Genomic DNA, 17,455 nt, shown 5'->3' with positions numbered 1-17,455 from the left:
GCGCGCAGGTGGCCTCGTCTCTCCCCGGCCGTAGGGGGCCGGCGCCCACCCGGGCGCGCGGGTGGCCCGGTACCGGGCCTGGGCTTCCCGCCGCTCCCGGCATGCACGCGGGCGCGCGCAGGTACGCGCGTACCTGCGCGCGCGGATCGACCGCCGGTGAGCGTGTGGCCGCCGCCGTCCCGCCCGTACCTGCGCGCGTATCGACTGCCGCACCGCACCCCGCCAGCGGAGCGCGCCCGAGCCCGTACCTGCGCGGGTATCGACCGTCCAGGCCGCGGGCGGATCAGCCGATCGGCGCGGTGCTGCCCCGCGGGGTGAGCCGGGGGGCCTCGTCCTCGTACGGCTCCGCGGTCCCGGTGTCGATGAGCTCGAGCAGCCGCCGTGCCGCGTGCGCGCCGTACGCGGGGATGTCCCGGGTGAGCCCGGTGAGCGGCGGCCGGACCACCTGGGAGAGCGGCGAGTCGTCCCAGGCGACGATGGAGAGCTCGGAGGGCACGTCGATCCGCAGCTCCTGGGCGACCGAGAGCCCGGCCACCGCCATGATCTCGTTGTCGTACACGATCGCGGTCGGCCGGTCGGGCGAGCTGAGCAGGCGGCGGGTGGCCCGCGCGCCCTCGGTCCCGGTGTGGTCGGTGTGGATGATGGACCGCTCGGTCACACCGAGCCGGCGGCAGGTCTCCTCGAACGCCCGGTCGCGGATCACGGTGTGCACGAGCCGGGGCAGGCCGGCGACCCGGGCGATGCGCCGGTGGCCGAGGGCGGCCAGGTAGGCCACGGTCTCCTCCACCGCGGCGCCGTCGTCGGACCAGACCGGCACGAGGGATCCGGCGGCCGAGGGGTGGCCGATCACCACGGCCGGCATGCCGAGCATCTCGATCTCCGGCACCCGCGGGTCGTCGACGTGCAGGTCGACGAGGAAGGCGCCGTCCACCCGTCCCTCCCCCCACCAGCGGCGGTGGACGGCCAGCTCGGCCCGGTGGTCGGAGACCACCCGGAGGAGCAGCGCGTACGAGCGGGCGGAGAGCTCGGCCTCGATGCCGCTGATCAGCTCCATGAGGAACGGCTCCATGCCGAGGACGCGCGCCGGCCGGCAGAGCACGAGCCCGATCGCGTGCGCCCGGGCGCCGGTGAGGGCCCGGGCGGCGAGGCTCGGCCGCCAGCCGAGCTCCTTGGCGATGGCGAGGATGCGCGCCCGGGTCGCCTCGGATACCCCCGGCCGCCCGTTGAGGGCATAAGAGACCGCGCCTTTGGAGACCCCGGCCCGGCGGGCGATGTCCGCGATGGTCGGCCTTTTCACGCTCCCCCTGACTGAACCGGTCAAGATCTTCCCGGACACGCTAACACGCCATCCTGCGCCGGCCCCAGCGGACCGCGGGAGGTATTGACAGGTAGATCCCCGGCTCTTACGTTTCGCGGTACTTATTCGGTTCAGCGCAGCGGAAAGCGCGGTGAGTCGACCGTATCTCGGGAGGTGTGGCGGCAGGACCGGCCGGCGGAGCCCGGCCCCGGGCTCCGCGGCGGCGTCGGGGTCCGTTCTGGCGCTATGACGACCGGCTCCCGGGTGCGAAAGGAGAGTCTGGATGCGGAGCCGAGTGCGGTTGCTGATACCGCTCCTCGCGGTCGGCCTCCTGACGGCGTGCACGGGCGGGGCCGAGACGCCCGCGCGATCCCCGGCACCGGCGGCCGCCGCGGTGCCGGGCGGAGAATCGCTCCCCCGGCACGAGACCCTCTACACCAGCGGCACGCAGTGGGGGCCACCGGCGAACTGGAACCCGCTCCGGGAATGGGACTTCGCCACCGGGACGAAGGGCCTCGTCTACGAGACCCTCTTCCTCTACGACCCGAGCATCGACCGGCTCATCCCGTGGCTCGCCGAGAGCGGCTCCTGGACCGGGGAGAAGGAGTACACCCTCAAGCTCCGGAAGGGCATCACCTGGGCGGACGGCGAGCCGTTCACCGCCGAGGACGTGGTCTTCACCTTCGAGCTCGGCAAGCTGGAGACCGTCCCCTACCACCAGCTCTGGGAGTGGCTGGCGCGGGCCGAGGCGGTGGACCAGCACACGGTCAGGTTCACCTTCACTGAGGCCAACCACCAGGAGTGGTCGACCCACCTCTACAGCCGGGCGATCGTGCCCAAGCACCTGTGGGAGGTCCGGTCCGAGGAGGAGGTGATGAACGGCGCCAACGAGAACCCCATCGGCACCGGGCCGTACGCCTACCACTCGCACGACCAGGACCGCATGGTCTGGGTGCGCCGGGACGGCTGGTGGGCGACCAAGGTGATCGGCAAGCGGGTCGCGCCCAAGTACATCGTGGACATCGTCAACTCGAGCAACGAGGTGGCGATGGACTGGCTGCTCCAGAAGCACCTCGACCTGAGCAACAACTTCCTCCCGGGCGTCGCCAACCTGGTCACCGGTGACTTCGGCCTCCAGACCTACTACAACCGGCCGCCGTACATGCTCGCCGCGAACACGGCCTGGCTGGTGATGAACACCAAGAAGAAGCCGATGGACGACCCGGTGTTCCGGAGGGCGCTCGCCCACGCCATCGACACCAGGAAGATCGTCGAGGGCGTGTACCAGAACCTGGTGCAGGCGGCGAACCCGACCGGGCTCCTCCCGCAGTGGAGCAAGTACATCGACCAGGACGTGGTGAACCGGCTCGGCTTCTTCTACAGCCCGGCCAAGGCGAAGGAGCTGCTCATCGACGCCGGCTACCGGGACCGGGACGGGGACGGCTTCATGGAGTCGCCCAGCGGGGCGAAGATCGCGCTCAAGATCGCCGTGCCGGCCGGGTGGACCGACTGGATGGAGGCCGCCCGGGTGATCAGCGAGGGCGCCAAGGGGGCCGGGATCAACCTCGAGCCGGAGTTCCCCGACTACAACGCGCTCGTCGACGCCCGCAACTCCGGCAAGTTCGACATGGTCCTCAACAACGACCGCCAGCTCGCCAGCACCCCGTGGCGGTACTACGACTTCATCTTCCGCCTGCCGGTGCGCAAGCAGCAGACCACGGCGAACTTCGGCCGGTACGAGAACAAGCAGGCCTGGCGGCTGGTCCGGGAGCTCGACGGCGTCCGGACCGACGACGTCGAGGGGATGAAGCGGATCATCTCCCGGCTCCAGGAGATCCACCTCCGGGAGATGCCGATCATCCCGCTCTGGTACAACGGGCTGTGGGCGCAGATGACCAGCGCGGTCTGGACGAACTGGCCGTCCGAGGCGATGGGAGCCCCCAAGCACGCTCCGAGCATGTGGCGGGACTGGATGGAGATGGGCGGCCTCCTCATGCTGACCGAGCTCCGGCCGGCGGCGGGCTGAGCCATCAAGGGGCGCGTCCCGGCGACCGGATCGCGCGTCGCTGCTTCGGCAGGCGGCCGCCCGGCTACGGGCTCACCTCGTCGCCGCGGTCACGATCGACCGGATGATCCCCAGGTTCCCGCCCGGCGACCCGCTGCAGAGCAGGCTCTCCGGGCGGACGTCGCCGAGCCCGCGGCGGTGGAGGCGATGCGGGCTCACCGGCGATGCGGGCTCACCACGCCGGCCTTTCCGGGCTTGCCGCCGGGAGAGACGGCGATCTGCCACGTCACAGGGTACGGTCTTGATCCGGACGCGCTCGTCAGGTATCCGGTGCTGAGGTGCGTGAACGAGGCGCGCCCCTGACCCCCGAGCCGTCCAGCCGACGGCCCGCCGGAGCGAGGACACTGTGGATCTGCTGACCAATCCGATCAAGGATTACCCCTGGGGCTCCCGTACCGCCATCGCGGCGCTCACCGGGCGACAGGCCACCGGACCCGAGGCCGAGATGTGGTTCGGCGCCCACCCGTCCGGGTCGTCGACGCTGGTCCGGGACGGGACCGAGCTCACCCTGGCCGACGCGGTCGCCGCCGACCCGGCCGGGATGCTCGGCGACCAGGTGATCGAACGGTTCGGGGAGCGCCTGCCGTACCTGATGAAGCTGATCGCGGTGGAGCGGCCGCTCTCCCTGCAGGTCCACCCGGACGCCGGCCAGGCCGCCGCCGGGTACGCGCGGGGGGACGCGAACTACTCCGACCCGTGGCACAAGCCCGAGCTGATCTACGCGCTCACCCCGTTCACCGGGCTCGCCGGGTTCCGCTCGCCGGAGCAGGCCGCCACGATGATCGACCGGTTGCACGTGCCGGAGCTCCGGCCGGTCGTCGCCCGCCTGGAGGACGGGGACCTGATCGGCGCGCTCCGGGTGCTGCTCGAGACGCCCCAGCCGCGGCGGCGGCTGGTCGAAGCCGTGGTCTGGGCCGCCTCCTCGGTCCACCACCCCGACTACGCGCTCGTGGTGCGGCTCGCCCGGCAGTACCCGGAGGACCCGGCCGTGCTCGCCCCGCTGCTGCTCCGCCGCCACGAGCTCGCCCCAGGCGAGACGCTCTTCCTCGGCGCGGGCGTGCTCCACTGCTACCTGAGCGGTTTCGGCGTGGAGGTCATGGCCTGCTCGGACAACGTGCTCCGGGCCGGGCTCACCGGGAAGCGGATCGACGTGCCCGAGCTGCTGCGCGTCACCCGGGCCGACGCCCAGCCGCTGCCGGTCACCGCGGTGGACGGCGCGTTCATCCCGCCCTGCCCCGAGTTCCTGCTCCGCCTGGTCACGTCCGGCCGGCGCCGGGAGCTCGCCGGCGGCGTGCCGCGGATCGTGCTCTGCACCGAGGGGGTGGCCGAGGTGGGCGCCGCGCACGCCGCGGAGCTGAAGCTGGGCCCCGGCGAGTCGGTGTTCATCCCCGCCTCCGACGGCGACGTCACCATCGCCGTGGACGGAACCGCGTTCTGCGTGGAACCCCAGGTCTGACCCGCGTCCTGGCCTCGGTAAGGGCCGCGGAGATTCACCGAGCGTGTTGTTTGTCATACGTTCTGTGATTACGCCGTGCCGTCCGGGTACGAGTGACGCATCGTCAACCGCGGCCCGACGAGGGGGAGGACATGGGACGCATCCGGGTTGCCGGCCTGGGGCTGGTGTGCCTGACTCTCGCCGCCGCCTGCTCGTCCGGGGGAGACGACGCGGCCAAGAGGGAGGATCCGCAGGTCCAGGCCAAGAAGATGGCCGCCGAGGCCAACGCGCGCAAGGCGGCTATGGCGGCTGCGGCCCGGGTGAAGGCCAACGAGCTCGGCCAGATCCCGGTGATCATGTACCACCGGGTGGTGAAGAACCCGCCCCCGGGTGACGACCTCAGCCCCGAGCAGTTCCGCGCCGAGCTGGAACGGCTCGCCGCCGAGAAGTACGTGCCGATCACCGCGGCCGAGTACGTCACCGGGAAGATCGACATCCCGGCCGGGATGCACCCCGTCGTGCTCACCTTCGACGACGCCTCGCCGTCCCAGGTCGCCCTGGACGGCATGGGCAACCCGCTGCCGGACTCCGCGGTCGGCATCCTGCTCGACGTCGCCAAGAAGTACCCGCACTTCCGTCCGGTCGCCACCTTCTTCGTCACCCGTGACCTCTTCGGCAAGACCCGCAAGGAAGAGCAGATGCAGGTCCTGCAGTGGCTCAAGGACCACGGGTTCGACATCGGGAACCACACCAAGGACCACGTCAACCTGCTCGGCAAGTCACGGGAACAGGTGGCCGAGGCGATCGCGGCCGGCCAGGCCATGGTCACCGAGCTGATCAACACCCCGCCGGTGACCCTCGCCCTGCCGTACGGCAACCAGCCGAGCAAGAAGGAGTGGGCGCTGCAGGGGAAGGCGAAGTCCGGCGAGTACAAGCTGTACGGCGCCTTCCTCGCCGGGTACACCCCGGCGGCCTCGCCGTTCAGCAAGGACTTCGACCCCACGGGGATCCCGCGCATCCGGTCGAAGGAGAAGGTCGGGGACTGCAAGCAGTTCTGCTCGGCCGCCTGGCTCGACTGGCTCAAGGCCAACCCGAGCGAGCGGTACACCTCGGACGGCAACCCGAACACGGTCGCCTTCCCGAAGTTCAAGGCGCCGTTCGCCGCGCCCGCCTACGCCTCCCGGGCCCTGCCGTACTGACGTGCCGGGCGGGCCCGGGGCGCGGGTTAACCTGCGGCCATGAACGATGACCCCTCCCGCCCGGCCGCCACGGTGGTGGGCGGCGGACCGGCCGGCCTGACCCGGCGGCTCATCGCGGCCGAGCTCGTCGTCGTGTTCGGCGTCTCGCTCGGGGCGAGCGCGCTGATCGCGCTGATCCGGTTCATCGGCGCGCTCACCGCCCCGGACGAGCTGCCGGGGCAGCGCGCCGTGGTCGTCGGTTCGCTCGCGCCCGGCCGCCCGTGGCTCGACCTCGCCCTCCACGTCGCCTCGATCCTGATCAACCTTGCCCCGGTCGGGCTCGTCGCCTACCTGCTCGTCCGGTCCGGGGAGTCGCTGCGGACCCTCGGGGTCGACGCCCGCGAACCGGGCCGTGACCTCGCGCGGGGCGCCGTGCTCGCCGCGGCCATCGGCGGCAGCGGGCTGGTGTTCTACATCGCGGCCGTGCGGTCCGGGATCAACCTCACCGTGGTGCCGGACGCCCTGCCCGACGTGTGGTGGCGGGTGCCCGTCCTGCTCGCCGAGGCGGCGCAGAACGGCGTGCTGGAGGAGGTGCTCGTCGCCGGATATCTGCTGCACCGGCTCGCGCAATGCGGCTGGCATCCGTGGCGCGCCGTCGCGGTGTCCGCCGTGCTCCGCGGCTCGTACCACTTTTATCAAGGGCTCGGGGGATTCCTCGGGAATGTGGCGATGGGCGTGGTGTTCGGGCGGCTTTATCAGCGCTGGGGGCGGGCAATGCCGCTCGTCGTCGCGCACACGCTCATCGACGTGGTCGCCTTCGTCGGTTACGGCCTGGTGCGTGGGAAGGTCGATTGGCTGCCTTGACCTGGGCAGACGCCGCTTTGCAAATAAACCGGCCTTCGGCCTTCATGGGCATATTCATTGGAGAAACGCTTAACAAAGGCTAAACAGCGTTCACTGGCGCGTCCCATTGCGATTGCGCCCCGTCCCGGTGCATTGTTGACGTGCCGCCTCCAAATGCCTGCACGGCTGGATGGGCGACACGTCAGGATCCCCCCGGCAATCCGGCTCACGAGCCGTTATCAGTGGGGATATTCGCATGCTGCGGTTATTGCAACGCGTTGGCGAGCCGGTACGCCCGGCTCCAGGAGATATGCCGGGGCAGCGCCGGCGCAGGCCGGTGACGCCCCGTTCCCGCCGGGGTCCGTACGGGCGGCGCTCTCCCGGCCGGCCGCTCAGGGCCGTCCGCGGGATCGCCGTACCGGCCCGCGGAGGGTGCCCACGGCGGGAGGCCCGCCCGATGCGGTACGGCAGCGCGGGCCACGCCGCTCCGTTGCCGCGGCGTCCGGCCGGGACGGCACGGACCGGTGCGCGCCGCATCACGCCCGGACCGGTCCCGGTGGGCGCGCCCGCCGTGGCGGGCGCCCTCGCCCGGGGGAACCCGGTCCGGCGCACCCGGATACCGGGCGCGTGCCCGGTCTTATTACCCAGCCGGCCGCCACGGCGGCCGGGCCCTCGGTTCAGGCGGGCCACCCGCCTCCGGTGGCAGCACGACCGCACGGCGGTGCCCGTGGCGGGCGCGGCCACCGGGGGCGGGCCCCAGCCCATCGATATGCGTGATCGCCGGGCTGGTCGCCGCCAGCGGGGTCGCCGGGTCAGGCGAGGCAGCGCAGCGCGGAACGGAGGGCCGGGTCGAGCGGGTGGCCGGCCGGCAGCCGCGCCACGGTCGCGTCCACGAACTCCGCCGGGGACAGCTCCGCGGTTCGGTCCGCGGTGCGGACCAGGAACCGGCCATCGGCGCGCTCCACCCGCGCCGCCGACCCGTGCTCGGCCAGGGCGACCAGCCCGAACACCGCCCGCCACTCCAGCCGCCGGGCCGACTCCTCCTCGGCGACCGGGGCGCCCACGTCGTCGGCGTGCGTGGCGTACTCGGACGCGTAATGGAAGGCCTGCAACCCCGCCGGGTAGGGCCCGACCGAGGTGTGGAGCAGGCCGTCCCGGCCCAGCTCGCGCATCCGCCGGCGCGTGTCGCGGTTGCGCGTCCGCCACTCTTCGAGCACCTGATCGACGGGCAGGCTGCGGCGTTTGCGCACGCACCACCGATTGAACTCGTCGAACCCGCCCTGGACCCCCTCGCGTTCGAGCATCTCGTAGAACCCGTCGAGGTCCTTGTCGAGGCAGGCCTGGTTGTACAGCTCCTCTCCGGCGAGGTGGGCGAGCACGTCCCGCACGCTCCATCCCTCGCACCGCGACGGCCGGCTCCAGCCCGCCTCGTCGAGGGAGGAGAAGTACCGGTCGAGCCGTTCGGCCTCGGTGTCGAAGATGTCGAACGGGTCGAACCGGCGCAGTGCCTCAGGTTCCTGCATCATGCCTGAGCGGTACCCCCGTGCCGCCGCCCGTCACGTGCCACCGCGGGCCGGCACGGCGAGGGCGGGTGCCCGCTCACCCGTGCCGCGGCCCGATCGGGGACCGCCGGCCGGGACCTGCGCGCCTTGCCGCCGCGCGCGGCGCATACGATGGGGCGAGGTGCGCCGGGAAGTCTGGTCGGCAGTGGCCATCGTCCCCATATCGGCACCCGGAGCACTACATGAGCGACCTTGCCCGCCAGCGCACCACCGCGGTCCTGTTCCGCCGTTCCTGGGCGGAGATCCGGCGCATCGCCGACATCCTCCGCCAGGAGACCATCGGCGGCGCTCTGGCGCTGCTGGCCGCCACGGCCGCGCTGATCCTCGCCAACTCCCCGTGGCGGGACGCCTATGAGGCGCTGCGGTCCTTCGCCATCGGACCCGTGGCGCTGCACCTCCACCTGAGCCTGGCCACCTGGGCCGCCGACGGGCTGCTGGCGATCTTCTTCTTCGTGGCCGGGCTGGAGCTCAAACGCGAGTTCGTCGCGGGCGACCTCCGCGACCTGCGGCAGGCCATGGTCCCGGTCGCCGCCGCGGTCGGCGGCGTCATCGTCCCCGCCGCGATCTACCTGCTGGTCACCCGGGACGTCGCGGGCGCGGCCCGCGGCTGGGCGATCCCCACCGCCACCGACATCGCCTTCGCGCTCGCCGTGCTCGCGGTGATCGGCCGGTACCTGCCCGCCCCGCTGCGCACCTTCCTGCTCACCCTGGCCGTGGTCGACGACCTGCTGGCCGTCGTCATCATCGCCGTCTTCTACACGAGCAAGCTCAGCGTGGCCTTCCTCGCGGCCGCCCTGGTGCCGCTCGCGATCTTCGCCGTGCTGGTGCAGCGGCGGATCAGCTCCTGGTGGCTGCTGCTCCCGCTCGCCGTGGCGACCTGGGCGCTGGTGCACGCCTCAGGCGTCCACGCCACCGTCGCCGGGGTGCTGCTCGCCTTCGCCGTGCCGGTCGCCGCCGACGAGGCGCACGGGGACGACGCGGACGGCCCCGGCCTGGCCGAGCACCTGGAGCACCGGTTCCGGCCGCTCTCGGCCGGCGTCGCCGTACCGACCTTCGCGTTCCTGGCCGCGGGAGTGCCGCTCGGCGGCCTGGACGGCCTGGTGCGCGCGTTCACCGACCCGGTGGTGCTCGGGATCGCCGCCGGGCTGGTCGTGGGCAAACCCCTCGGCATCATGGCCGCGACCTGGCTGGTGGCGCGGTACACCCACGCCGAGCTCGACGAGGGCATCACCTGGACGGACGTGACCGGCCTGTCGGTGCTCGCCGGGATCGGCTTCACCGTGTCGCTGCTCATCGGCGGGCTGGCCTTCGGTCTCGACACCGCGCGCGCCGGCGATGTCAAGATCGCGGTGCTGGGCGGTTCCGTGGCCGCCGTGCTGCTCGCGGCGGTGATCCTACGGCTGCGCAACCGGGTCTATCGGCGGATGCACCACGCGGGTGCTGCGGATGGAGAGGGGGACACCCGGGAGTGACCGGCCGTCACCGGACCAGACGCCGGCCGGAGACCTGTTCGGGGCTGATGACGATGTAGTGCTCCCGGACCCCGGGTGCCCACGGGATGAGCGGCAGCTTGGACAGCCGTTCCAGCTCCTCCGGGTCGGTCACCCCCCGGGCGTGCCCGACCGCGGTCACCGACCACCCGGTACGGGTCTCGATGTCGAAGTGATCGCCCTCGAAGGCCACGATGGTGTTCCGCGCGGCCATGGCCAGCCGTGAGGTGGCCGTGGTCCGGATGACGATCAGTCCCTCATGCAGGCAGAAGTTCACGGGCTGGACGGCGGGGAGTGCGCGATCGGTGAATACGATCCGCCCGATCGGAGTGCTCGCGAGAAGTTTGAGACACTCCTCCCGGGTGAGAATCTCCAGCCCTGCCGAGTCGAGCTTCATGTCGGCAAGCTTGTCTGCTCAGTCTGACCACTTTTAGAGGCGAAGGTCACATCATAAGGACCGTTCGGCCTTGAGCCGGGCCGCCAGGGCGGCGGCCTGGGTGCGCCGCTGCATGTTGAGCTTGCTCAGTAAGGTCGACACGTAGTTCTTCACCGTCTTCTCGGCGAGGAAGAGCCGCTCGCCGATCTGCCGGTTGGTGAGGCCCTCCCCGATCAGCTCGAGGATCTGCCGCTCCTGGTCGGAGAGCGCGGCCAGGGGGTCCTTCTTCGCCGCCTGCTCGCGCAGGCGCCGCAGCATGCTCGCCGTGGTGGCGGGGTCGAGCAGCGACTGCCCGCTCGCCACGGTGCGGACCGCGCCGACCAGGTCGGAGCCGTGGATCTGCTTGAGCACGTAACCCGCCGCGCCGGCCATCACCGCGTTGAACAGCGCCTCGTCGTCCGCGTACGAGGTGAGCATCAGGCACGCCAGGTTGGGCAGCTTCGAGCGCAGGTCGCGGCAGAGATCGACCCCGCTGCCGTCGGGGAGCCGCACGTCGAGGATCGCCACGTCCGGCTTCAGGGCCGGGACCCTGGCCAGCGCGGACTCCACCGTCCCCGCCTCACCGACGATCTCGATGTCGGGTTCGGCCTCCAGCAGGGCGGCGACCCCGCGTCGTACCACCTCATGGTCGTCCACGAGGAACACTCGAATCATGCTGCGAGCGTACTTGGCCTGTGTCAGTGGTGGTAGTGACCAAGGTCCCTACCTGGCGCCGTCACAGTCGGGGAACGCTCGAAGACGTGGAGGAAATCGCGAGCATCGATGCCTACTGGAGAGCGGCGAACTACCTGTCCGTCGGGCAGATCTACCTGCTCGACAACCCGCTGCTCCGCGAGCCGCTGCGGCCCGAGCACATCAAGCCCCGGCTGCTCGGCCACTGGGGCACCGTGCCGGGGATCAACTTCTGCTTCGCCCACCTCAACCGGATCATCCGCCGGCGCGACCAGGACATGATCTACATCTGCGGTCCCGGGCACGGCGGGCCGGCCGTGGTGGCGCACTCCTGGCTGGAGGGCACCTACACGGAGCGGTACCCGCACATCACCCAGGACGCCAAGGGGATGCGGCTGCTGTTCCGGCAGTTCTCCTTCCCCGGCGGCGTGCCCAGCCACGCCGCGCCGGAGACGCCCGGCTCCATTCACGAGGGCGGTGAGCTCGGCTACTCCCTCGCCCACGCGTACGGCGCCGCGTTCGACAACCCCGGGCTGGTGGTCGCCTGCATCATCGGCGACGGGGAGGCGGAGACCGGGCCGCTCGCCGCGAGCTGGCACTCGAACAAGTTCCTCACCCCAGGCCGGGACGGGGTGGTGCTGCCGATCCTGCACCTGAACGGGTACAAGATCGCGAACCCGACGGTGCTGGCGCGCATCCCGGAGCCGGAGCTGGTCAAGCTCCTCGAGGGGTACGGGTACCGGGTGCACATCGTCGCCGGGGACGACCCGGCGGAGCTGCACCCGCTGATGGCCCGGACCCTGGACGAGGTCTTCGCGGAGATCGACGAGTACACCGCGGGGCGGGAGCGCCGGCTCCCGATGATCGTGCTGCGCACGCCTAAGGGGTGGACCGGCCCGCGGGAGGTGGACGGGGTGCCGGTGGAGGGCACCTGGCGATCCCACCAGGTGCCGCTCGCCCAGGTCCGCACCAGCCCCGAGCACCTGCGCATGCTGGAGGAGTGGATGCGCTCCTACCGGCCGGAGGAGCTGTTCGACGCCGAGGGACGGCCCACCCCGCTGGTCCTCGGCGAGGTGCCCGAGGGCGAGCGGCGGATGAGCGCGAACCCGCACGCCAACGGCGGCGAGCTGCTCGTGCCGCTGGTGCTGCCCGACTTCCGCGACTACGCGGTGCCGGTGAAGGAGCCCGCGGTGACCTGCAGCGAGCCCACCCGGGTGCTGGGGAGCTACCTGCGGGACGTGATCGCGGCCAACCCGCGCAACTTCCGGCTGATGGGCCCGGACGAGACCGCGTCCAACCGGCTCTCCGCCGTGTTCGAGGCGACCGACAAGGCCTGGGACGCCGCCGTGCTCGGCACCGACGAGCACCTGTCCCGGGAGGGCCGGGTGATGGAGGTGCTGAGCGAGCACCTCTGCCAGGGCTGGCTCGAGGGCTACCTGCTCACCGGGCGGCACGGCCTGTTCAACTGCTACGAGGCGTTCATCCACATCGTGGACGCCATGTTCAACCAGCACGCCAAGTGGCTGGAGTCGGCGAAGAAGATCCCCTGGCGGCGGCCGGTGGCGTCGCTCAACTACCTGCTCACCTCGCACGTGTGGCGGCAGGACCACAACGGGTTCAGCCACCAGGACCCGGGCTTCCTCGACGTGGTGGTGAACAAGAAGGCCGACGTGGTCAGGGTCTACCTGCCGCCGGACACCAACACCCTGCTCTCGGTCGCTGACCACTGCCTGCGCTCGCGGGACTACGTCAACGTGATCGTGGTGGGCAAGCAGCCCGTGCTCGACCTGATGAGCATGGACGAGGCGATCGCCCACTGCACCCGGGGCGCCGGCATCCTGCGCTGGGCCTCCACCGATGAGGGGGCCGAGCCGGACGTGGTGCTCGCGTGCGCCGGGGACGTCCCGACGATGGAGACGCTCGCCGCCGCCGCGCTGCTCCGCGCCCACCTGCCCGAGCTGCGGGTCCGGGTGGTGAACGTGGTCGACCTGATGTGCCTGCAGCCGCCCTCGGAGCACCCGCACGGCCTGTCCGACCACGAGTTCGACGCCCTGTTCACCACGGACAAGCCGATCATCTTCAACTTCCACGGCTACCCGTGGCTCATCCACCGGCTCACCTACCGGCGGAACGGCCACGACAACCTGCACGTGCGGGGCTACAAGGAGGAGGGCACCACGACCACGCCCTTCGACATGGCGATGATGAACGACATCGACCGGTTCCACCTGGTCATGGACGTGATCGACCGCGTGCCCGGCCTGCGCACCACCGCGAGCCACCTCCGGCAGGCGATGGTCGACGCCCGGCTGCGGGCCCGGGCGTACACCCGCGATCACGGCGAGGACCCGCCGGAGATCCGCGATTGGACCTGGCCCTACGACTGAGCGCGGGGAACGCGCGTCGCCGCGCCGGCCCGGCGGCGGGCGCGCGGGACGGGTCCGTGGCGCGGGCACCGATGCGCCGCCCGGCGGGGCGGGCCGCCGGCGCGGCGCGGCATCGCCCGCGCCGCCGGGAACGCCCGTGGGCCAACACCGAAGGCATCGCCGTGTTCGGCGGGCCGGCGTCAGCGGCCGGCCAGCCGGCGCAGCGCCGTCCGCACCCGGCGCATGAAGCGGCCGCCGCGGCTCTGCCGTACCTGAACGGTGCGGGCCTGGCGCAGCTCGGCGAGGGCGGTCGCCGCGTCGGGGCGCTTGCCCGGGGTGGGGTCGCGCATCCGCCGGAGCAGATCCATGATCTGCGGGGCGACGCCGTCGGCCACCGCCTCCCCGTCGCCGCCGGGGGTGGGCAGCTCCCCGGTGAGGAGCTGGAACGCGATGACCCCGGCGGCGTAGACGTCGGCGGCGGGGGTCATCCGATCCGGCCGGGTCCGGCACTCCGGGGCGACGTAGTGCACGTCGAGGATGTTCGGCAGCTCGTTGGCGACCGTGTGCTTGCGCGGCCCGGGCTTGGCGTAGTCGAACCCGGTCAGCATGGCCCGGCCGTTCGGGGTGACCAGCACCGACGCCGGGGTGAGCGCCCGGTGGATGACCTTGTTGGCGTGGACGTGGGCGAGCCCGGCGAGCATGTCCTCGATGATGTCGAGCTTGGTCTCCAGGCTCATCCGGCGGTCGCCCAGGTGCAGGTGGAGCGCCCGCCCGTGCACGTCGTCGAGGACGAGCACGAACCGGCTCTCGTCGTCGATGGCGAAGAAGTCGCGGGAGCGGACCACGCACGGGTGGGGCGGGATCTTGGCGAGCGCCTGGTAGGCGTTGGCGATCCGCCGCTGCTCGATGAGCCGGCGCCGCTCCTCGGCGAGCGGGTCGGCCCGGTAGACGCGGAGCAGCACGGTCTCGCTCACCGGGGTGGTGGCGTTGACCGCCCGGTACTCGGTGACCCGGCTGTCCCCGCCGAGCTCCTCCTCCACCTCCCAGTTGCCGAACCGCGGCGGGGCGGTGGAGCGGCGGACGGTGGCGTTGAGCGCCTCGAGGACGGCCTTCCGGTACGGCCGGGCGTCCCGGCTGCACCCGTGCCGGACCCGGGACACGTCGCTCAGCATCGGGATGAGCCCGTCCATGTCGGTGACGTGGCGGGCGTCCCGGCCGGTCGGGTCGATGAGCACGGCGCCGGGCGCGGTGAGCACCACGATGTTGTCCACGTAGAGCCGTTCGAGCTCGCGGTGCTGGTCGACGAGCAGCCCTTTGAGCGCCCGGGCGGTGCCCCGGAGCTTCGCCACTGGGGAGCCGAACGCCTCCCGGTGCTGCGGGAACCACCGGTTGCCCACCACCTCGAACCGGCCGCGGGCCCCCTTGACGTCGATGACGCAGAGCGAGTGGCCGGTCAGCACGGCCACGTCGATCTCGAACAGGTCCGGGCCGCGGGGTACCTCGATGTTGTGGAGCAGCAGCCAGTCGTCGGGCGCGTGGTCGCGCAGGTGCGCGATGACCCGCCGTTCGGCGTCATTGACGGGCCGTCCACCGCCGACGATCTGAGCCATGCGCCTGTGCCGCCTCTCCAATCAGATTGAGAACTTGGTCCCCCTAGGTAGCGCTTTCCCGCATCACCACTTCATTCCCTGGTTCGCCAGGAGTGACACGACGAATGCCCCGTTTGGGACGGTACCTCGAGGGAAACCGTGAGATATGCGGATCGTGGTGGTCGGTGCGACCGGGAACGTCGGAACGAGTCTCATCTCCGCCCTGGAATGCGACCCCGAGGTCACCTCGATCGTCGGCGTCGCGCGGCGGGAGCCGAGCTGGCGTCCCGCGAAGGTCGAGTGGCGCACGGGCGACGTGCGCACGGCCGACCTCGTGCCGATGTTCTCGGGCGCGGACGCGGTGGTGCACCTGGCGTGGATCTTCGGCCCGACGCACGACCCGGCGGCCACCTGGCAGACCAACGTGATCGGCAGCACACGGGTCTTCCGGGCCGCCGCGGAGGCCGGTGTCTCCACGCTCATCTGCGCCTCTTCCGTCGGCGCCTACTCACCCGGGCCACAGGACCGGGCCATCGACGAGAGCTGGCCGACGCACGGCTGGCCGGGCGCGGCGTACTCCCGGGAGAAGGCGTACGTCGAGCGGCTGCTCGACTCCTTCGAGCGGGAGCACCCCGGCATCCGCGTGGTGCGCATGCGCCCCGCCTTCATCGTCAAGCGGGAGTCGGCGACCGAGCAGTGGCGGCTGTTCGCCGGACCGCTCATGCCCCAGCGCGTGGTACGGCCCGGCTTGATCGTACCGGACATACCCGGCATGCGGTTCCAGCTGGTGCACACCGCGGACGCCGCCGAGGCCTACCGGCTCGTGCTGCGCCGGCCGGTCTCCGGGGCGTTCAACATCGCCGCCGACCCGGTGATCGACGGTGACGTGCTCGCCGAAATGCTCCGAGCGCGGCGCGTCCGGGTGCCCGCTTGGCTGGTCCGGGGCGCGGTGGCGGCCGGCTGGCAGGCCCGGCTGATCCCGGCAGCGCCGGGCATGGTCGATCTGCTGCTGCGGCTGCCGATCATGGACACCACCCGGGCCCGGACCGAGCTGGGGTGGCGCCCTCGGTACAGCGCCACCGAGGCGCTCCGCGAGGTGCTCGACGGCCTGCGCGGCCGTGCGGGCATGGAGACACCGCCGCTCAGCCCGGAGGGCGGGGTGGAGCGCATCAAGCGGCTTGTGACCGGCGTCGGGAGCCGCCTGCTGTAGCCGGAGGCTTCCCGGCCGTGCCGTACCGGAAAGGAGGACCGGTGCCGAGCGTGGCGTTGGTGGAGCCGGACTGCGTCCGGCAGCTCCTGGAGTCGGCCGATCCGGACGCGGCCGTCGTGTTCGTCCGGGGTGATTGCGTGGTGCTCGGCGAACGCGACATCGACGAGCGGCACCGCAGGCTGGTGATCGTCCACCGGCGGGACCTGCCCGAGGTCCGCTCCGGGGCCCCGATCACCGACGAGCTGGTGGAGTCGGTGATGTGGCGGATCGACCACCTCGCCCGGGACCTCTGCGGCTGACCCCTCCGGCCCGCGGCCCGGAGAGCCGCGGCGGGCCGGGCCCGGCGGCGGACAGGACCGGCGCGGGCGGCGGACGGGCGGAGCCCGGTGCATGATCACGGCGGTCGGCGGCGCCGATGGCGTGTGAATGCGCGGCGCTCACGGAATGTATTGATATGATTACGACTCGTCATGGCATCCGTGCGCCCCGCCGGACTGGTGCTCGGCCTCGGCATCGGCGGCTTCATCGACGGCATCGTGCTGCACCAGCTGCTGGGCTGGCACCACATGCTCAGCGGCTGGTACCCGGACGACCTGCGGCTCAACATGATCGGGGACGGCGCGTTCCACGCGCTGTGCCTCGTCCTGGTGATCGCCGGCGTCGCGATGCTCTCCCGGGCCGCGCCGCACCGCCTCGGGGAGCTGTTCGGCTGGATGATCACCGGGTGGGGGTTGTTCAACGTGGTCGAAGGCCTGGTCGACCACCAGATCCTCGGGGTGCACCACGTCCGCCCGGGCCCCCATCAGCTCGGCTATGACATCGGCTTCCTCGTCTTCGGCGCGGCGCTGATCGTGGCCGGCGTGCTCATCGCCCGCGCGTCCGCCGGGCGGTCCTGACCCGTCCGTCCCGGCCCGGCGTACCGCCCGGCTCCCGGCCCGGCGTACGGCGGCCCTCGAGCTGGCGTACGGCGCGGCTTTCCGGCCTGGTGGGCGCGGCGGCGGCTCCGGGTACGGCCCGGCCGTGAGCCTTCGAGTACGGCCCGGCCGGTGGACCGGCGCGGTGATCCCCGCGCGGGACGATGACGGCGTGTCGCGTGCCCGGCAAAATCTTCGGAAAGAGCCAGCGGACATTTCAGACAATAAAACGCCCTTATTGGAACATATCAGAATCAATTGCCATAGCATGCTGTGATTCGGCGGTCACTCTTCGTAGGGATCGAAGAATCCGTGCCGGAATACATTGCGTATGTGACGGGCACCTGTGACCATGAAGCCCCGGGCCGAAATAATCCCCCGCCAGATCGGCATATCGG

The 17,455-nt window shown here is 71.7% G+C and carries 15 protein-coding genes; 9 read left to right on the top strand and 6 right to left on the bottom strand.

The features are described 5' to 3' along the window. Window positions 1-283 precede the first annotated feature (283 nt). The gene (locus tag TBIS_RS17510) at window positions 284-1,297 is read right to left on the bottom strand and encodes a LacI family DNA-binding transcriptional regulator (protein WP_013133734.1); all 1,014 of its coding nucleotides are present in this window, start codon (window positions 1,295-1,297) and stop codon (window positions 284-286) included. A 283-nt stretch (window positions 1,298-1,580) separates the two neighbouring features. Between TBIS_RS17510 and TBIS_RS17505 the strand changes: the two genes are divergently transcribed. Further along, complete coding sequence (locus tag TBIS_RS17505) at window positions 1,581-3,323, top strand: ABC transporter substrate-binding protein (RefSeq protein WP_013133733.1); 1,743 nt, start codon at window positions 1,581-1,583, stop codon at window positions 3,321-3,323. 72 nt (window positions 3,324-3,395) lie between these two features. Here TBIS_RS17505 and TBIS_RS20140 read toward each other — a convergent pair whose 3' ends face one another. Continuing rightward, window positions 3,396-3,521 (bottom strand): hypothetical protein, encoded by a 126-nt coding sequence (locus TBIS_RS20140; protein ID WP_273369713.1) that lies wholly within the window; start codon window positions 3,519-3,521, stop codon window positions 3,396-3,398. A 187-nt stretch (window positions 3,522-3,708) separates the two neighbouring features. Between TBIS_RS20140 and manA the strand changes: the two genes are divergently transcribed. The 3 genes from manA to TBIS_RS17490 all read left to right on the top strand — a co-directional run bounded on the left by manA (window position 3,709) and on the right by TBIS_RS17490 (window position 6,839). Next, window positions 3,709-4,818 carry a mannose-6-phosphate isomerase, class I gene (gene manA, locus TBIS_RS17500; protein ID WP_013133732.1) on the top strand — a complete coding sequence of 370 codons (1,110 nt, stop codon included), beginning with the start codon at window positions 3,709-3,711 and terminating at the stop codon, window positions 4,816-4,818. 131 nt (window positions 4,819-4,949) lie between these two features. After that, on the top strand, window positions 4,950-5,996 hold the full coding sequence (locus tag TBIS_RS17495) for a polysaccharide deacetylase family protein (RefSeq protein WP_013133731.1): 1,047 nt from the start codon (window positions 4,950-4,952) through the stop codon (window positions 5,994-5,996). Window positions 5,997-6,035: 39 nt separating this feature from the next. Beyond that, entirely contained in the window at window positions 6,036-6,839 is an 804-nt protein-coding gene (locus tag TBIS_RS17490) for a CPBP family intramembrane glutamic endopeptidase (RefSeq protein ID WP_013133730.1), read from the top strand. 791 nt (window positions 6,840-7,630) lie between these two features. Here the strand turns inward: TBIS_RS17490 and TBIS_RS17485 are convergent. Further along, a complete protein-coding gene (locus TBIS_RS17485) occupies window positions 7,631-8,344 on the bottom strand; it encodes a maleylpyruvate isomerase family mycothiol-dependent enzyme (protein WP_013133729.1) in 714 nt (237 codons plus the stop codon). A 218-nt stretch (window positions 8,345-8,562) separates the two neighbouring features. Between TBIS_RS17485 and nhaA the strand changes: the two genes are divergently transcribed. Next, the gene (gene nhaA, locus TBIS_RS17480) at window positions 8,563-9,852 is read left to right on the top strand and encodes a Na+/H+ antiporter NhaA (protein WP_013133728.1); all 1,290 of its coding nucleotides are present in this window, start codon (window positions 8,563-8,565) and stop codon (window positions 9,850-9,852) included. A 7-nt stretch (window positions 9,853-9,859) separates the two neighbouring features. Here nhaA and TBIS_RS17475 read toward each other — a convergent pair whose 3' ends face one another. Beyond that, window positions 9,860-10,267, bottom strand: coding sequence for a pyridoxamine 5'-phosphate oxidase family protein (locus tag TBIS_RS17475; protein ID WP_013133727.1), 408 nt, complete (start codon window positions 10,265-10,267; stop codon window positions 9,860-9,862). A 51-nt stretch (window positions 10,268-10,318) separates the two neighbouring features. Continuing rightward, window positions 10,319-10,960, bottom strand: coding sequence for a response regulator transcription factor (locus tag TBIS_RS17470; RefSeq protein ID WP_013133726.1), 642 nt, complete (start codon window positions 10,958-10,960; stop codon window positions 10,319-10,321). An 86-nt stretch (window positions 10,961-11,046) separates the two neighbouring features. On the opposite strand from TBIS_RS17470, the gene TBIS_RS17465 reads away from it, so the two are divergent. Further along, the gene (locus TBIS_RS17465) at window positions 11,047-13,365 is read left to right on the top strand and encodes a phosphoketolase family protein (RefSeq protein ID WP_013133725.1); all 2,319 of its coding nucleotides are present in this window, start codon (window positions 11,047-11,049) and stop codon (window positions 13,363-13,365) included. A 179-nt stretch (window positions 13,366-13,544) separates the two neighbouring features. On the opposite strand, the gene mads6 is transcribed toward TBIS_RS17465, so the two are convergent. Then, window positions 13,545-14,954 carry a methylation-associated defense system protein kinase MAD6 gene (gene mads6 / locus TBIS_RS17460; RefSeq protein WP_013133724.1) on the bottom strand — a complete coding sequence of 470 codons (1,410 nt, stop codon included), beginning with the start codon at window positions 14,952-14,954 and terminating at the stop codon, window positions 13,545-13,547. A gap of 145 nt (window positions 14,955-15,099) precedes the next feature. Here mads6 and TBIS_RS17455 point away from each other — a divergent pair, with 145 nt between their 5' ends. The 3 genes from TBIS_RS17455 (at window position 15,100) to TBIS_RS17445 (ending at window position 17,039) form a co-directional block, all read left to right on the top strand. Beyond that, window positions 15,100-16,143 carry an NAD-dependent epimerase/dehydratase family protein gene (locus TBIS_RS17455; protein ID WP_013133723.1) on the top strand — a complete coding sequence of 348 codons (1,044 nt, stop codon included), beginning with the start codon at window positions 15,100-15,102 and terminating at the stop codon, window positions 16,141-16,143. A 41-nt stretch (window positions 16,144-16,184) separates the two neighbouring features. Further along, a complete protein-coding gene (locus TBIS_RS17450; protein WP_013133722.1) occupies window positions 16,185-16,442 on the top strand; it encodes a hypothetical protein in 258 nt (85 codons plus the stop codon). A 171-nt stretch (window positions 16,443-16,613) separates the two neighbouring features. Then, complete coding sequence (locus TBIS_RS17445) at window positions 16,614-17,039, top strand: DUF2243 domain-containing protein (RefSeq protein WP_013133721.1); 426 nt, start codon at window positions 16,614-16,616, stop codon at window positions 17,037-17,039. The last annotated feature ends 416 nt before the right edge of the window (window positions 17,040-17,455 follow it).

The sequence above is a fragment of the Thermobispora bispora DSM 43833 genome (genome assembly GCF_000092645.1).
GTDB classification, from domain to species: domain Bacteria; phylum Actinomycetota; class Actinomycetes; order Streptosporangiales; family Streptosporangiaceae; genus Thermobispora; species Thermobispora bispora.
This window is presented reverse-complemented; position numbering and strand designations above follow the sequence as displayed.

What these genes read in the sequence shown, in the direction of transcription:
- TBIS_RS17505 (WP_013133733.1), top strand. Translation starts at nt 1,581, where the DNA reads ATGCGGAGCCGAGTGCGGTTGCTGATACCGCTCCTCGCGGTCGGCCTC.
- TBIS_RS17495 (WP_013133731.1), top strand. Translation starts at nt 4,950, where the DNA reads ATGGGACGCATCCGGGTTGCCGGCCTGGGGCTGGTGTGCCTGACTCTC.
- TBIS_RS17490 (WP_013133730.1), top strand. Translation starts at nt 6,036, where the DNA reads ATGAACGATGACCCCTCCCGCCCGGCCGCCACGGTGGTGGGCGGCGGA.
- TBIS_RS17485 (WP_013133729.1), bottom strand. Translation starts at nt 8,344, where the DNA reads ATGATGCAGGAACCTGAGGCACTGCGCCGGTTCGACCCGTTCGACATC.
- nhaA (WP_013133728.1), top strand. Translation starts at nt 8,563, where the DNA reads ATGAGCGACCTTGCCCGCCAGCGCACCACCGCGGTCCTGTTCCGCCGT.
- TBIS_RS17475 (WP_013133727.1), bottom strand. Translation starts at nt 10,267, where the DNA reads ATGAAGCTCGACTCGGCAGGGCTGGAGATTCTCACCCGGGAGGAGTGT.
- TBIS_RS17470 (WP_013133726.1), bottom strand. Translation starts at nt 10,960, where the DNA reads ATGATTCGAGTGTTCCTCGTGGACGACCATGAGGTGGTACGACGCGGG.
- mads6 (WP_013133724.1), bottom strand. Translation starts at nt 14,954, where the DNA reads ATGGCTCAGATCGTCGGCGGTGGACGGCCCGTCAATGACGCCGAACGG.
- TBIS_RS17455 (WP_013133723.1), top strand. Translation starts at nt 15,100, where the DNA reads ATGCGGATCGTGGTGGTCGGTGCGACCGGGAACGTCGGAACGAGTCTC.
- TBIS_RS17445 (WP_013133721.1), top strand. Translation starts at nt 16,614, where the DNA reads ATGGCATCCGTGCGCCCCGCCGGACTGGTGCTCGGCCTCGGCATCGGC.